The 15,664-nt window shown below is 42.0% G+C and carries 13 protein-coding genes; 4 read left to right on the top strand and 9 right to left on the bottom strand.

The window, feature by feature from the left end; translation table 11 throughout:
• Genes IM797_RS08570 through IM797_RS08560 form a run of 3 tightly spaced genes read left to right on the top strand, consistent with a single transcriptional unit; the run spans position 1 to position 1,964 of the window.
• Positions 1–1,047 carry a hypothetical protein gene (locus tag IM797_RS08570; RefSeq protein WP_194126706.1) on the top strand — a complete coding sequence of 349 codons (1,047 nt, stop codon included), beginning with the start codon at positions 1–3 and terminating at the stop codon, positions 1,045–1,047.
• 7 nt (positions 1,048–1,054) lie between these two features.
• Positions 1,055–1,618: a LemA family protein gene (locus IM797_RS08565; protein WP_194126705.1), complete on the top strand. Its 564-nt coding sequence runs from the start codon at positions 1,055–1,057 to the stop codon at positions 1,616–1,618.
• Positions 1,602–1,964, top strand: coding sequence for a hypothetical protein (locus IM797_RS08560; protein WP_194126704.1), 363 nt, complete (start codon positions 1,602–1,604; stop codon positions 1,962–1,964). The genes IM797_RS08565 and IM797_RS08560 overlap by 17 nt, the downstream gene beginning before the upstream one ends.
• A gap of 42 nt (positions 1,965–2,006) precedes the next feature.
• Here IM797_RS08560 and IM797_RS08555 read toward each other — a convergent pair whose 3' ends face one another.
• From IM797_RS08555 to IM797_RS08525, 7 genes are all read right to left on the bottom strand, one after another.
• Positions 2,007–3,278 (bottom strand): hypothetical protein, encoded by a 1,272-nt coding sequence (locus IM797_RS08555; protein ID WP_194126703.1) that lies wholly within the window; start codon positions 3,276–3,278, stop codon positions 2,007–2,009.
• 11 nt (positions 3,279–3,289) lie between these two features.
• Entirely contained in the window at positions 3,290–3,541 is a 252-nt protein-coding gene (locus IM797_RS08550) for a hypothetical protein (RefSeq protein WP_194126702.1), read from the bottom strand.
• A gap of 1 nt (position 3,542) precedes the next feature.
• On the bottom strand, positions 3,543–4,922 hold the full coding sequence (locus IM797_RS08545; protein WP_194126701.1) for a RagB/SusD family nutrient uptake outer membrane protein: 1,380 nt from the start codon (positions 4,920–4,922) through the stop codon (positions 3,543–3,545).
• Positions 4,923–4,932: 10 nt separating this feature from the next.
• Positions 4,933–8,529: a SusC/RagA family TonB-linked outer membrane protein gene (locus tag IM797_RS08540; RefSeq protein ID WP_194126700.1), complete on the bottom strand. Its 3,597-nt coding sequence runs from the start codon at positions 8,527–8,529 to the stop codon at positions 4,933–4,935.
• Positions 8,530–8,740: 211 nt separating this feature from the next.
• Positions 8,741–9,901, bottom strand: coding sequence for a FecR family protein (locus IM797_RS08535; protein WP_194126699.1), 1,161 nt, complete (start codon positions 9,899–9,901; stop codon positions 8,741–8,743).
• A 118-nt stretch (positions 9,902–10,019) separates the two neighbouring features.
• Entirely contained in the window at positions 10,020–10,610 is a 591-nt protein-coding gene (locus tag IM797_RS08530; protein ID WP_194126698.1) for an RNA polymerase sigma factor, read from the bottom strand.
• A gap of 134 nt (positions 10,611–10,744) precedes the next feature.
• The gene (locus IM797_RS08525) at positions 10,745–12,763 is read right to left on the bottom strand and encodes an ATP-binding protein (protein ID WP_194126697.1); all 2,019 of its coding nucleotides are present in this window, start codon (positions 12,761–12,763) and stop codon (positions 10,745–10,747) included.
• A 218-nt stretch (positions 12,764–12,981) separates the two neighbouring features.
• On the opposite strand from IM797_RS08525, the gene IM797_RS08520 reads away from it, so the two are divergent.
• Positions 12,982–14,067 (top strand): calcium:proton antiporter, encoded by a 1,086-nt coding sequence (locus IM797_RS08520; RefSeq protein ID WP_228098771.1) that lies wholly within the window; start codon positions 12,982–12,984, stop codon positions 14,065–14,067.
• Between the two features lie 2 nt (positions 14,068–14,069).
• Here the strand turns inward: IM797_RS08520 and IM797_RS08515 are convergent, their stop codons facing one another.
• The gene (locus IM797_RS08515) at positions 14,070–15,320 is read right to left on the bottom strand and encodes a mechanosensitive ion channel family protein (protein ID WP_194126696.1); all 1,251 of its coding nucleotides are present in this window, start codon (positions 15,318–15,320) and stop codon (positions 14,070–14,072) included.
• Positions 15,321–15,361: 41 nt separating this feature from the next.
• Positions 15,362–15,652: a pyrimidine/purine nucleoside phosphorylase gene (locus tag IM797_RS08510; RefSeq protein WP_194126695.1), complete on the bottom strand. Its 291-nt coding sequence runs from the start codon at positions 15,650–15,652 to the stop codon at positions 15,362–15,364.
• Positions 15,653–15,664 lie beyond the last annotated feature (12 nt).

Genomic DNA, 15,664 nt, shown 5'->3' with positions numbered 1-15,664 from the left:
ATGAATGAAGTTTTCAATTTCTTAAACCAGCAGGACATCAATGCCCCAATACTCATCTTTTTGATGTTATTCAGTTGTGGCATTGCATTATTTCACACCTTAATCTTTAGTAGCTTATATAACCTATCCATCCGTCCAAAGTGGCTTTTCTTTGCCCTTAACCCCATACTTATAGGGCTCGGTTATTTATATCGACCGGGTTACTCCTTGTTGGCTTTTGCCTTCCTTTTTGCTTCTGTATTTTTATTTGGGCTCATTGGAATGATTTATTCCGGCATCATACAGTCCAGACAAGATAAAATAGATCAGAAAAAATTTGATGCCCGGTATCATGTTCCAAAGTCAAACAAACTTAAAAACCTGGCCATGAGCCTTGGTTTTCTGGCAATGATTGGTTTGGGAATCTGGCTACACTCAATAGGCAAACTATCTTTATTGCTGGTTATTATTCCTGTGCTGATTGTTCTGGATGCTATTTTTCTGCCTACCAGAAGAAGCAAATTTTATAAATTTCAAGCCATTTTACCCACTTCAAAGATGAATGGCATCGCTATGGGTCTGGTAGAAGTAGTCGGAGATCTGATCGAGATCAACCCGATACTATCTCCGCATTTCAATACACCTTGTATAGGATATGCCATCCGAATTGAAAAAAGAAGTCAGGATAGCGATGGAAAAACCACCTGGAGCACCATTTTAAGAGATTCTAAAACCGGCAATTTTAAAATCAAAGACGATACTGGTACGGTTATGGTTAATGGTGAAGGATTGGAATATTATTTTGACCGCGTGGATAAAGAAACCGAAAGTGGCGATAAACGTTATTATGAAACCTATCTTAAACACGATGATTATATTTTTTTAATTGGCAAGGCAAATAGTCTGAATGGCGACACCGTAATTGAGCGTGACGATTATCATAAAGTATTTGGAGCAGCCCTGCCACATGAGATCGCCATAAAAAACAAATTCGCACCACTTTACAAATCATTCTTTACCACTTTATTTTTCATCACCCTATTGATCATTTACATTGTTATAACTTAAAAAACCTATGACCGCACAAAATATCGCACTGATCATTGCCCTGATACTCATTATAGTTACTTTAAGCTATTTTATCGGCATCTATAACAAACTCGTCATGCTGAAGAACAACATTGAAAAAGCCTTCATGAATATTGACGTCATCCTTATGCAACGCGCGCAGGAAATACCAGAGCTGGTTAAGGTTGCCTCGAAATACATGAACTATGAGAAATCTATCCTGACGGATTTGACAAACCTGCGGACAGCATTTTTAAACGCAACGACCATCGACGAGAAAATCAAAAATGCAAGTGAGTTTAGTAAAGCCACCAAATCCCTCTTCGCAGTTTCAGAGCAATATCCTGAACTTGCTTCCAATAACAATTTTGTCGAATTGCAAAAACGCGTTTCCCAACTGGAAGATAAAATTGCCGATCGCAGGGAATTTTTCAATGACAGCGTAAACCTGTATAATATCGGGATTCAGGAATTCCCAAATTCTATACTGGCCGCATTAATTGGCTATAAACAACGCAACTTATTCAACGTATTACCTGAAGAGAAAGCTTACAATGGGGTTCAATTTTAACCAGTTTTTTGGTTACGAAAAAGTAATCAATCAAAACCCGGACCTTGTACTGATTTACGGCTTCGGCTCAATGATCTTTGGCATTATGGCCCTAACACTGCTCGCCATCATTTGTCGGAAGTTAAGTCTCATTGCATTTATAGATCATTTCCTGGCACCATTAATTTGCGCCTTCGGCCTATCCTTAATGATTGCCATCCTACCCACAGTGATTTTCAAGGTTGTAGCCAATGACCTATCCGGTGTAAAACTGGTTTACATCTGGATGGCCATTTTTCTGGGGATGGTATTTTTCTGCTTCCTCAACTATCCGATGATCAAAAAAAGAATGACAACAGGAGCTTAATGTAAAACGGCTGATCATTTCTGCAATGATCAGCCGTTTGATTTATTTTACCCGGGTAAACTTATAAGTTATCCCATAATAAGGTGTGTAATCCGGCCGAGGCCATCCCTCTTCTTTATAAAACTTACTAAAAAAATCCGTCGGAATATACTCATGGAAATAAATGAGCATATTGTCATCGTCCAGCTTTTCCAAGCCGACAAATACGTTTCCTTTCAGCAGCTTAGTGGCAGAGAAAAGCGTATTCACATCTTTTATGATGAAATAAGGGATATCGTAAGAAGTGAAAGTAGAATAATCTTCAAAATCACGTTCAATATGATCAAAAACTACAGCATGTGCTGGTCCGGTAAAAAAGTTTTTCAGGTTACCTTTTAAATAAGGAACAATTTTATCGGTATTGCCATCTTCTAGAAATTCCAGATAATCTGACGCATCAATTTTATTAGGTAAGGAACTGATGTAATCGGAATCGTCAAAAACCTGCGAAAACACATCCATATTGGTAATGCCAACCGGTTTCCATTTACCCAGCAAGTCCCCAAATTTCAATTGTGAGATGTTACAACTGAAGGTCTTAAAAGTACCGACATAATATAGATCAGGATCTACAGTTGGTGTTCCCAATTCAAAATAAGCCTTTTTAGCACCGTCGTTACCCAATGCCACAAATTCTATGGTCACACTACCGCTTCGGTCTCCCGCCTTAATTCTGACACTCTTAGCATTCCCCTCAACCGTAAAGTTTTTACCCAATACCGCAGTACTTTTGGCCAAAATTGAAAAAGGAATATCTATATCTTTGGAAGCCCGGAATCCAGAGCCAGTCACTTCTCCTTTTAAATCTACGGTTAGCTTCATTTTACCCAACAACGTCCCTACAGACTTCGAGAAAGAATACATGATTTTCTCTTTGACCTCTACGATGACAATAGTTTGTTTTTTTTCTCCATTCACATAGCCACCAACTGACGGCAAATCGATTTTGATTTCGCGTTCCGGACTTAGGTTGTTTTTAGGGGTGATGATAATTTTAGCCGTTGTTTGTCCGGGCTCAAATACAAAGTCACTAGCGGACAGTTGATAATCTTCATTCAGCACAGCTGATCCGGAAATTTTGGCTGGGACTACCAATTTTGTTGTTGGTGCAACCGATGCCCGCAACTCTACCTCCAGTGGCGAGGATGCTTTCATTACATATAATGAACGCCCAAAATTAAGCGAAGCTTTTGACAGGTCCTGATCTTTCTTTTTACATGAAAAAAGGAAGCAAAGAGAAAACAGGGCAGCAAATAAGTATATTGATCTTTTCATTAGATTTCTATTTAAATTCCGGTAGCATCATTGTACTCTTCCAGGCGTTTATTAATCACATCTCTATCTTCTGTTGTTAGCATAGGTGCTTTTGGCAAGAGAAACTCGCTATTTAACGTCCCTGTTTTCGGGGCCAGTTCCTGACCTTTACTACAGGAATGCAAAGTCGCAACAGTCATTAATGCAACAATTAACCAAACATTTCTTTTCATAAGTATATTTCCTTTAAGCCCATTCTGGCCTTTGTCATTTCTATTTTTCATTTTAATAGCCCTCATTTTGAATGATTAAACCTGGATTCAAATCCACATCCTTTTTATAGATCGGATAGGTATACAGGAACTTTTGGGTGGTATATTTCCTTCCCTCAAAAGGCACCCAAAACTCCGGACGCCCATTACGTTTCAGCTCAAACCAGCGATCCCCTTCCATATATAGCTCTTTTCTGCGTTCACATAATATGGCCGACATCAGTTTAGTTAAGGGTTTCCCAGTCGCATCAACTGTGATGAGTTGGGGATAAACATTCGGCAGGTTCAGTTCGGTATAAGCAACATAGTCTTTCGTGATCCGCCTGGCACGCAGGCTATTCAAATAATTTAAAGCCTGGGCATTGTCTCCTTTATGCGCATAAGCTTCTGCCAGAATCAGGCACATCTCTTCACTTTTAACACTGGCAATCAGATTTTTCGTATTGAATCTTTTCTTGTCAAAAACATTGGCATAGCGGATGTCATTACCTTTCTCGGCAAATGTACCAACCAGTTCCTTGCTCGCCGGTCGGGTAAGCATATCAATCTTAGCACTAGTCAGCACAAAAGCGCCATCTCTTGAATCAACCGTATAAGACCTGATGATCACATTTTCGGTGGGCATCAATTTCGCATTGATCATAGCAACATACTGATCCGCAGCAGTCATTGGATACGCCTTCAATACCTCATCTGCATATTTAATGGCATTGTCCCAATCCTGGGCCCAGAAATAGGTTTTAGCCATATAAGCCTTAACCACATTAGCGGTAAACAGGTAATCCTTATCCGTAACATTATAACTCAAAGCCTCTGTAAAACTCTTAGCAATGAAATCAACCGTAGCTCTTAGGTTGGCACGCGCTGGCTTCGCTTCCATATTAAATTCATCCACCAGGGGCAAGCCTAATGTAGATTCAGCCTTATTCTGTTCATAAGGTTGACAAAAACGCAACATCAGGTTGAAATAATTTACACCACGCATGGCATAAGCAGTACCTAGAATCTTTTTAGCAAGTTCCGAGTCCCGATCTTTCATATCGCTAATGATGATGTTGTAATCTTTGATCTTTTTAAAGGCCTCGGCATATTCATTCTGAATTGAATTGACCTTAAAACCCACATACACCGGCGCACCACTATTCACGGTATTCGATAAAGCAGCGTCCAGGTTATCAGAGAAAAACTCTCTAAGAATTACACTTTCAGAATTTCCAATGACCACCTCATCAGTTCCCTTATCTATCCCGTTCAATTGATTCTGTAACAGAATGCCATATTGCTCTGGTGTTTCCGGGATGACATTACCTTTGGGTTTCACATCCAGGTATTGCTTGCAAGAGCAAACAAATACCAGTAAGCACCATAATAAACCTATTTTTAAATTCTTCATCTTAATAAAATTAGAAACCAACATTAACACCAAAACTTACAGAACGTGATATCGGATAAGTTGCCCCCGGAGTTTCGGGATCCATACCATCATAATTCGTAAACGTAAAAAAATTGTTTAGGGATAGCGAAAAGCCTACGGTAGACAGGCTGACTTTCTTTAACATTTTTGCTGGCAGGCTGTAGCCTAAAATGATACTTCTGATCCTTAGGTAGGAAAGATCTTTCAAGAACGCCCCTCTTGTAATTTCAGAATCCATCGGATTATAATATCCAAAGTCATACTTCTGGCCAAATGCATCCCAGACTCTTGGATAAGTCCCGGAAGTATTGGTACTGGTCCAACGGTCTGCGGCGTTACGCCTTACATTTAGGTATTGCGCATACAAATCGTTCTGGTAGATTTGAGGACTCTCGTTCAATGTACCTCGTTTTGCTTTATCATAAGATACCGGTGGCACAATATACTCGAAGCTCTTCGCTCCCCAGGAATAAGCACCTCCGATATTCAGTGTAAACGCTTTATAACTGGCACCAATGTTAAAACCACCAGTATATGGCGCAATCGCTGTACCCAAATAGTATCTGTAATTGTCTGATTTATTCAAATCTGTTGAAGTATTAATCACCGCATCCGGACGAAGCTGGTATTGATAAAGTCCCGTCTCAGGGTCAATACCAGTATACATCCCGCTAAATACTGGACTTAAAGGGTACCCCTTCCAGGTATTGGAAAGACTCATACTCGCGTAAGGCGCATTAAACCTGGTCACTTTATTCAAGTTATAGGCAAAGTTAAGCGATAAATTAAGTTTAAAATCTTTAGTCAGGATAGGTTTCCCTCCTAATGTAAACTCCAGCCCTTTATTTTCCAGACTCGCGGTATTATACCTCTGATCAATAAACCCTGTAGTCGATAAAGTCTGTGCTTTAGTTACCAAATCATCGCTCTTACGGTAGTAAGCCTCAAACAGCCCTGTTATACGGTCATTGAAAAAACCAAAATCCAATGATCCCTTCACGTCATAGGTCTTTTCCCATCTTAACAATGGATTGGGTGCCCCAAGAACATCTCCAATCCGATACGTATTTCCATTGATGTTACGTACATCATTGGAATACCCCAAAACCAATTGCGGCGTAACGGCTTTACTGATGTTACCAGTATATCCTGTAGCCAAGCGCAGTGTTAAACGATTTATAGTCGGCTTTAAAGACTCCATGAAATGTTCCTGAGCGATGTGCCACCCAAAACCGGCAGACCAGGTTGGGTTAAATTGCTTATCGCTACCAAAATAGGAACTTCCATCAGCGCGAACCGATAAATTGAAAATGTATTTATCCTGGATGCCATATTCTGTAGCTGCATAGAAGGAGATGAACTTATCTTCTCCAAACAAATCTCCCGACGCACGGTCTATCGCCGCAAGATAGCTCTGCAACACGTCATAATCAATCAACTTATTGTCCGTGGGTGCCGGAAGTGGCGTATTTGTGTTTCCTGTGATCGGATCGTATCCGAATCTTTTGCTGTAAAATCCTTTAGTATTAGAACCACGCATTTCTGAACCCGCGTAAGCGGTGAAAGCATTATTTTGACCGAAATAGTCTTTATAAGAAAACTGTGCCCGCCCCATATATTCGGAAGAACTGTTATCCGTCTGATTGATACTGGCATATTGCTTTCTGGTATCCACATCCAACGACAAGCGGTTATCGAAAGCAGCCTTGGTATTTGCTCCATAAATTTCATTCACAGAATTGTTGGTGTACTTATAAGAAAACAAAGACTCAAAAGTGATTTGCTTCGTTATTTTCAAGTCAAGGCCCGTGGAAAGTAAAGTTTGATTTTTCTTACTGATGCTGCTGGTCTCGTTCATCTCCCTCACGATGTTAAATCCAACATCCGGAACCAAATTTCTGATAATGGTAGAAGTAGGATCATTCGCTCTGTTCAAAGAGTAATAGGTTTCATCAGCGCGATAGCTTCCATCGCTATTGTATACACTTTCATAAGGATTGACAAAATATGCATACTTGAAAGGATCTACGGAACCCAATGCTGGTGCTTTAGATTTCACACTGTAGTAGTCGATGCCGATTTTGATTTTCACCGCCTCAACTGGATTGATATCCAGGTTAGTCTTAAAGTTATAACGGTTATAGTCGTTGTTTTTAAGTAAGCCTGCATTATTGGTATAACCAAAAGAGGTGTAATAGGTATATTTATCTGCACCACCACTTAAAGACAAATGTTGGGTATTCGAAAATGAATTGCGGAAAAGCAAGTCATAGCCATTTTCATTGGATTGTGCATATTTTGCCAGTTCGGCATCTTGCTGGGCAGCAGTCATACCTGCATATTTACCCCTACCGGCACGGATTAAACCCGTAATCCCTATTACCGGAAATTTAATGCCCGGGTCTTTTTTAGACAATTCAAAATTTGGAGCAGAGAATTCATCCCACAAACCTTGTTCATAGGCTATTTTCTCCGAAGCGTTCATCAATCCTGCATCGCGTTGCGGAGAAGTTGAAGATGAAAAAAGGCTTGAATAATTTAAACGCATCTTACCCGGTTTACCACGTTTGGTAGTCACCACAATGACACCGCCAGCCGCTCTAGATCCATAAATCGCTGCAGCAGATGCGTCTTTCAAAATCGTGATGCTTTCAATGTCATTGGGATTGATCCCGGCAACACCAGTTAAAAAAACATTATCCAGACTTCCCGCTTTAATTTCACTGGACGAAGGGATATTGGGTGCATTGTCCTGAAGTGGAACACCGTCAATTACCCATAGGGGCTCAGCGTCTCCTGAAAGGGTATTGGTTCCACGAATTCTGATCTTTTGCGCCGTGCCGGGTTGTCCCGACTGCGCAGAAACCACGACTCCGGCAACCTGTCCTTTTAATAAATCATCCACATTTGGAAAAGGCTTATTGGCGAAAACTGTAGAGTCTAACACAGCATACGATCCGGCCATCATTTTCTTACTCGTTTTGTTATAGCCGGTAATTACCACATCGTTGGCTAAAATACTTTTAGAGATCATTTTAACATTGACGAATTTGGAATTGGCTTTAACCACAACCTCCTGGGTTTCCATACCTACAAAGGTAAAAACCAGCGTAGCCCCGCTTTCCGGGATACTGATGTTGAAATGACCTTCGCCATTGGTGGTAGCCACCACTTTATTTTGTGGTTTCAATACCACGTTAACGCCCGCCAGGGGGAGATTGTTCTCATCGACGACTCTACCCCGAAGATCCACCGCCTGAAATCGGGCAATTAAATCCTCCACAAAGCTGGGCTCTTTCTTTTTAACCAGCACTGTTTTATGATCCACGCTGAACTCCAGTGGCTGATTTTTGAAAATCTGATCCAGCACAGCTTTTAAGTCTGCATCTTTAACGCGAATACTCACAGTAGCCGCATGTTGCAAAATGGAATTGGTGACCACAAAGCTATAGCCGGTCTGATCACTGATCTGATCAAAAATGGTCAACAATTTAGCGTCCTTCACGGACAGCGAGATCTTTTGTGCATATGTTCCGGCACTGACCTGCATAATTACTGCGAATAAGAGCAGAGTGGTTAACTTCATAACTCTCCATATTTTATACTGCCCATGCGTTCCGCATAGCATTTGGGTGCAAATTTTGTACATTTGTTTAGGTTCGGTTTAGCTGTTTGCTTTGTATTTTCCAGATCGCGGCATCCAGCAATTATTGATATTTATATAAATGATGACCTTCCTGATGGACCAGTTCGATTGCTGTCGGACTGGTTTCATTTAGTCATTGGTCAGGTAGTTGTTATTTCATGATGGTCACCCTCCTTCCTGCTACCTTAAACTTAACTGCTTTTGAATAACTGAGCATATTCAGCACTTCGCTGATTTTGATGTTTCTTGAAATATTGCCACTAAATTTTTCCTCCGATACTGGCCCCTCGAAAACCACCTCTATGTTGTACCAACGGGCCAGGGTTATCATCACTTCGTCAATCTGCACTGCATTGAAACGGAAATAACCATTTTTCCAGGCCACAGCTTCTTTTAGGTTAGCAGGTTCAATCCTAAGGTGATGGTTGGCATCCAGAATTGCTTTCTGACCAGGCTTCAGGTTATCGCTAAGTCCTGTACCAGAGACGTGTACGCTGCCCTCCAAAAGGGTTGTAGTACTGATCCCGGTATCCGTATAACTGTTTATGTTAAAATGGGTACCCAATACTTCTACCTCTTGTCTGGCTGTTTTTACGATGAAAGGGTGCTTGCGGTCTTTGGCAACCTCAAAATAAGCCTCTCCCGTCAATTCCACTACCCTATTGCCTGCTGAATTGGAAAACGTTGCCGGAAATTTCAATGAACTGGCTGCGTTAAGCCAAACGTTAGTCCCGTCTGACAGGACCACCTGATAAGTTCCGCCTCTCGGGGTATTCAAACTCAGTGCTTCAGTGCTTTCCATTTCTTTTTTGGAAGCTGTATGTGGTACTGCCGTACCATCGTTGTAAGCAAATGAGGCCGCGCCAACAACAAGCCCGGTTTTCTGATCGCTTAAATCAATAGTCTGCCCGTTAGCTAAGGTTAATCTTGCGGTATTTTTGCCGGGCGCAATGTCATTGATGATCTGATTCGATCCGGATTGTCCCTTTCCAGACTCCGTATGGTAAAACCAGATGCCGGCGCTAAGTACAATGAAAAAAGAAGCAGCTACGGCCATACGTGGCCACAACGTCCTTTTAACAGGCTGTGCGGGAACTCCGGTAATGCGATTGAAAATCTCCTCCGAACGATTCCCCTCCAGATCCTTCATTTCATGATCGGGCATGGTATAATAACTGGCATCCACAATCTCCTGAATATCCTTTTGAAGACCAGTATTGGTCAACACCAATGCCCACTCTTCCTGTTCTTCAGCACTTGCAGTGCCATTCAAATACTGCTGGTACAAATATGCAATTCGTTGCTTTTCCATTTTTACTTAACCTGATGCCTTGGATGATTCCCTTCTATCAGCTGATTTATTACATAGACGTTCAAAGCCCAGGCTTCGGAGTAGTGACTTTAAAAATATTTTTTCTCAGCACCCAGGCCTATAAGAATCCAGTCATGATGGTCAGTGCAACAATCGCCAGATCGGTATTGTTGTGCATATAGGTCCGCAAAAAACGCAATGCCTGCTGCATGTGCGTTTTTACTGTTAAAGGCGAAATATTCAGTTTTAAAGCGACCTCTTCATATTTTAAACCCTCCTGCTTACAAAGCTGATAAACCAGTCGTTGCTGAGCCGGAAGTAAAAGGATCCCCCTTTCCAGCAATTGCCGGGTATCCTGTAATAAAATAGCTTCTTCAGTTTCATTGTGCGCCTCCGACCAGGACAACTTCCGGTCCGATCTTCGCTCGCGCTCCAGTCGCCGAAGGATATCCAGCGATTTGTTCCGCGATAAGGTGACCAAATATGCCTCCAGATGGTTAACCGTTTTCAGTTCTTCCCCCATCAGCCATATTTTAAGAAAAGTTTCCTGCACCACTTCCTCTGCCAGTTGAACAGACTTCAATAGGCGTAAAGAGAAATTATAAATTCTTTTATGATAGCAGGTATAAACCTGCCTGAATGCCTCCTGATCTCTTCTGGCAATTCTCCCCAATACTTCTGCTTCATTATGTAGGGATTCCACTGCCATTTAAATTAGTCCTGTCACTGAAAAATCAGCTTATTTTTTAAAGCAATAATAACTAAAAATTTCAAGACCATCCCCATTCAAATCCCGGCTGCAAGTCGGATCATCACGATCAACAGTAATATAGTCCCAAACTATTAAACTGAAGCCGCTTTTTTTGATCGGAACAATGGTAGGGTAAACCAAAACGTACAACCTTTACCGACTTTACTTTCCACTCCAATTTTACCATGATGCCTGTTGACAATGTCAGCGCTGATGTATAAACCTAAACCCAATCCGGATGCTTTGTGTTTATCGGCACGATAATACCGGTCGAACAGATAGGCGATTTTATCTTCCGGGATTCCTCCACCTTCATCGCTTACAGACAATTTAGCCATGTCATTTAACCTTTCCACATGGATGCGGATGATTTTAGATTCCGGCGCATATTTAATCGCATTATTGACAATATTCGTAATGACCTGTTCAACGCGGATCGCATCTGCATCGACCTGTATCGTTTCATCTCCGCTAATTTCAAACCGGACAGACTCAGGTTTAAGGCTACTCTGACAGCAATCTTCAACCAGACTAAACAAATTAAGCGCTGTTTTCTTCAATGGAACACCGCCATCATTGAGTTGTCCGGGATCCAGCAAATCTGTGATTAATCCACTCACTTTATCTGCGCTTCTTCCAGCCACATCAATCAGGTTCTGCATCTTTTCAGAGGCGTTGTGCTTCATTCTGTCCAGCAATTGCATAGAGGCCTTTAAAGAGGCCACTGGCGTTTTCAGTTCATGACTGGCAATATTGATCAGATCATCTTTTTTCTGCTGCAGCAATTTGAGCTCATGGATGTCTGTAGCCGTACCTATCCAAAGCAATACCTGCCCGGCCTCATCTTTAATGGGCTGCATATGGATTAAATACCAGCGGTACTCCCCGTTGGCACCCTTATTACGGATTTCATAATTTCCACTCTCTTCACATGCCAGTATCGCATGAAACTGATCCTGGTGATATTGCAGATCTTCAGGGTGTATCACCTGTTCCAGATCCAGATTAAGTTCCTCATTAAAGTCTATACCTGTGTACGCATACCACTGTTCATTGTAAAAATTAACTCTCCCATCAACCGTATTGGTCCAGGCTATTTGCGGAATTGCGTTTAGCAACAAGCGAAAACGTTTTTCATTTTCTTCCACTTCCAGCCTGATCTGTACCATATCCGTCACTTCGTACACAAAAACCAGCAAGCCATCAGTTTTACCTGCAGCATCGAAACGTGCCTGATAAATAAAGTTAAAATACCTGTCCTCCAAAACCCCTTCCGTATTGACCAGGGGAATCAACCATTCGTTCCCTTGGAAGTGTTTTCCAGTTTGGAATACTTCGCGCAGGATGGCCCATATTTGCTGTTCTCTAATCTCCGGAAAGCCTTCTAAAACCGTTTTGCCTAAAAGTTTACGTTCTGGAAAAAGCTGTTGAAAAGATGGGTTAACCAGTTCCAGTATAAAATCCGGTCCATCCAGAACACAAATTCCTGCAGGGGCCTGCATCAAAAATCGGCGTAAACGATCGCGCTGTTGTTCAATTTCAGACCAGTGACCAGAACCGTTCTCCCTCTCGCCCATGTTTTCCAGTTTACGATTCAACGCATCAAGATCTTCCTGGGTCTGTACCAGTTCATCCGTCACCGCCTCCAGTTCTTCGTTCGCGGCTTCCAGTTCTTCGTTGCCCAGTTCAATCCGTTCATTAGTTTCTGCCAATTGTTCTCCAAGTGGCGTTTCCATCACTGGCACCACCTGGTCCAAATGCTGAATCGGATCAATTTGATTGATCGGGTGCCAAATGAGCATGAAATGCATGAACACTTCCGCATCACCTACAGGTACAATTTCAATATGGAATTGCCCGGATAGGTCTTCAGAACCCGGGTATACATAGTCCGGAAATTTCATAACAGGAATCTGTATGGCTTGTCTATTCGTTTTAGCCAGCTTGAGGCTGTTGAGCAGCATCGCTAAATCTTCTTCATTTTCTCCAAAGACTTTTTCCATAGCCTGATGCATAGAAACACCTTCCAGCGACTGTTTGGCAATATCCTTATGGAATTTGTTTTGTGCGATAATGTCAAAATCAAGGTCTTTGACTTCAACAATAATCATAGGAAGTGTCGCGCAATTAAACACAGACCGAAATAACTGTTCTTTGGTTAAAATCATTAAGGTAGGAAGATTATAATTTTGCAAAGGTAAGCAACCTAAAGTAAAGGAAAAGTAAAACTATAATGGTTAACAAACAGTTAATACTGTAATATAAGCGACAAATGCTATATTAAACGTTTTCACCCAAAATAGTTTTCACCCGCAAATTAATTTATGATATGATGATGAAAAGACTACCTCTTCCATTATGGACCATTGCCACCCCCATTTTAGCCTGGATTGCTTACTTTGGAAATTCACTTAACCTGGGCAATTTTTATATTATTATTCTTGCCGCTGTGCTCATCGGAAGCGTTTTAGCAGCGGTACACCATGCCGAAGTAGTCGCCCACCGTGTTGGAGAACCTTTTGGAACACTGCTCCTTGCACTTGCCATTACCGTGATCGAAGTTGCATTGATTGTCTCCCTTATGCTCACAGGCGGACCAGAAACCGGTGCCCTGGCCCGTGATACCGTATTTGCAGCGGTCATGATTATACTCAATGGAATCATCGGGATTTGCCTGCTCACAGGCGGTATAAAATTTAAAGAACAAACCTTCAGCTTACAAGGCGTAAGTGCCGCACTGGTTACGCTAACCTCCATTTTGGTCTTGACCTTAATCCTGCCCAACTTTACGACCAGTAAATCAGGGCCGGAATACAGCCCGGTACAACTGATCTTTGTAGCCATCGTATGCCTCGTTTTATATGGTGCATTTGTACTCGTTCAGGCCATCAGGCACCGTGATTATTTTCTGCCACCTGATGCAGATGGCAATGAAGAAATCCATGCAGATCCCCCGACAGCCAAAGTAGCGCTATGGAGCGGAATTTTACTATTGGTTTGTTTAGGCATCGTTGTTCTGCTGGCTAAAGCACTTGCTCCGGATATAGAAGATGCCGTAATTCAGGCAGGAGCCCCAAAATCATTGGTTGGTGTAATTATCGCAGCAGTTGTGTTGCTACCAGAAGGACTGGCTGCCTATCGTGCAGCAAAAAAGAATAGGTTACAAACCAGTCTTAACCTGGCATTGGGCTCAGCCCTGGCCAGTATTGGTCTGACTATTCCTGCTGTTGCCATTGTATCCATCGTCACCGGAATGAGCATTACCCTCGGTATAGACACCAAGGACATGGTTTTATTGCTGCTTTCACAGTTTACCATTATGCTTTCGCTCGCTACCGGACGTACCAACCTATTACAGGGTGTTGTATTGCTGGTGATCTTTATGGTGTACCTGTTTACAATTGTAGCCCCCTAGCCTTACAGCTGGTCGCGCATTTGAAACCTTTTGGTATCGCCAGATCCTTCCATCTCATAGATCTGAAGATCAAAATAACTTGCGGCAGCAATTAAATGATCAAAAATATCGGCCATGATGTGCTCATAATCCACCCATTTGGTGGTTCCGGTAAACACATAAAGCTCCAGGGGTAAGCCTGTAGCTGTGGGTGCCAGTTGCCGCACCATCATGGTCATCTTTTTATGCGTGCCCGAATGGCTGGCCAGGTAGTTGTCAATGTATTTACGGAACAGACCCGCATTGGTCAGGTTCCTGCCGTTGATCAATAAACTTTTATCCACCCCATTACGTGCATTACTCCGATCAATGTCTTTCTGCCGGTGTTCAATATAGCTGGTCAGCGACTGGATTTTTTTAAATTCTTCAGCTTCCGCAGGTGTAATGAAACGAATGGTAGATTGTTTAATGTTGATGGCCCGTTTGATTCTGCGCCCTCCGGTTTCCTGCATGCCCCGCCAGTTCTGAAAGGAATCTGAAATGAGTGCATACGTTGGGATTGTGGTAATCGTTTTATCAAAATTCTGCACTTTTACCGTGGTCAGGTTAATCTGGATCACATCACCATCAGCACCATATTTTGCCATGGTGATCCAATCCCCAACCCGGACCATATCGTTCGAGGTTACCTGAATACTAGCCACGAAACCCATAATTGTATCTTTAAACATCAACAGCAATACTGCTGATATAGCCCCCATGGCAGTAAAAAAAGCAATCGGAGATTTCCCGGTTAAATTGGAAAAAATGATCACTGAACCAATGACAAAGCATACAATTCGAATCACCTGCAGATAGCTATCCAGGGGCTTCCCCCGGAAAGCAGGCTTTGTCCTCACCGAATCAACACTGGCCCGTATGACTGACATGATCATCCAGATGACAATGATCACCATAAATACATCGGCAAAGGTTTCCAAAGGCTTTACCCAATGTATAAAATCGGCAAATACAATGGGAATGCCTACTTTAATGATGATTAAGGGTGCAGCCAGGGCCAAAAAATGCGGAAACCGGTTTTCAAGCAGCTGCCGGAAAAACTCTATATCCGTTTTTTTGACCAGCCTGATCAATGAAATTCTTAAAATACGGCGTACCAGGTATTGAACAATATAGATCAATATCACTGTAAGCGTGCACAAAATGAATGCATTGACATATCTGGCTACCTCATCAGACAGTCCATATTCAACCAGGTATTTTTTAATTTCCATATGCAGTATTTTGAATTTCAGGTGACCAGGATGAGCCTGGTTTATTCGTAATAGCAGATGTAAGCTACATCAGCATCGCAACGCACTTCAAAGCTGCTGTTGGCAGCAACATCAAATTGCTCCCGGGCTTTGTACGCTTTAAACCCGGCATCGTCCAGTTTGGCATGCAACACCCCGGAAACCACAACCATTACTTCTGCAGAGGCAGTAGAAAAAGTATAATTTCCTTTTTTCATTACACCAACAGTGGCTTTACCTTTTTCGGTTTCCAGACCCAGGCTTTGTACATTACCTTCAAAATAGACATTGTGGGACACAACTTGATTACTCATGGTTCTTTTGTT

This window comes from Pedobacter sp. MC2016-24, assembly GCF_015223055.1.
Taxonomy (GTDB): domain Bacteria; phylum Bacteroidota; class Bacteroidia; order Sphingobacteriales; family Sphingobacteriaceae; genus Pedobacter.
This window is presented reverse-complemented; position numbering and strand designations above follow the sequence as displayed.

Excerpts from the sequence above, each read along its gene's own strand:
- IM797_RS08570 (WP_194126706.1), top strand. The coding sequence starts at position 1 with ATGAATGAAGTTTTCAATTTCTTAAACCAGCAGGACATCAATGCCCCA.
- IM797_RS08565 (WP_194126705.1), top strand. The coding sequence starts at position 1,055 with ATGACCGCACAAAATATCGCACTGATCATTGCCCTGATACTCATTATA.
- IM797_RS08560 (WP_194126704.1), top strand. The coding sequence starts at position 1,602 with ATGGGGTTCAATTTTAACCAGTTTTTTGGTTACGAAAAAGTAATCAAT.
- IM797_RS08555 (WP_194126703.1), bottom strand. The coding sequence starts at position 3,278 with ATGAAAAGATCAATATACTTATTTGCTGCCCTGTTTTCTCTTTGCTTC.
- IM797_RS08550 (WP_194126702.1), bottom strand. The coding sequence starts at position 3,541 with ATGAAAAATAGAAATGACAAAGGCCAGAATGGGCTTAAAGGAAATATA.
- IM797_RS08545 (WP_194126701.1), bottom strand. The coding sequence starts at position 4,922 with ATGAAGAATTTAAAAATAGGTTTATTATGGTGCTTACTGGTATTTGTT.
- IM797_RS08540 (WP_194126700.1), bottom strand. The coding sequence starts at position 8,529 with ATGAAGTTAACCACTCTGCTCTTATTCGCAGTAATTATGCAGGTCAGT.
- IM797_RS08535 (WP_194126699.1), bottom strand. The coding sequence starts at position 9,901 with ATGGAAAAGCAACGAATTGCATATTTGTACCAGCAGTATTTGAATGGC.
- IM797_RS08530 (WP_194126698.1), bottom strand. The coding sequence starts at position 10,610 with ATGGCAGTGGAATCCCTACATAATGAAGCAGAAGTATTGGGGAGAATT.
- IM797_RS08525 (WP_194126697.1), bottom strand. The coding sequence starts at position 12,763 with ATGATTATTGTTGAAGTCAAAGACCTTGATTTTGACATTATCGCACAA.
- IM797_RS08520 (WP_228098771.1), top strand. The coding sequence starts at position 12,982 with ATGATGATGAAAAGACTACCTCTTCCATTATGGACCATTGCCACCCCC.
- IM797_RS08515 (WP_194126696.1), bottom strand. The coding sequence starts at position 15,320 with ATGGAAATTAAAAAATACCTGGTTGAATATGGACTGTCTGATGAGGTA.
- IM797_RS08510 (WP_194126695.1), bottom strand. The coding sequence starts at position 15,652 with ATGAGTAATCAAGTTGTGTCCCACAATGTCTATTTTGAAGGTAATGTA.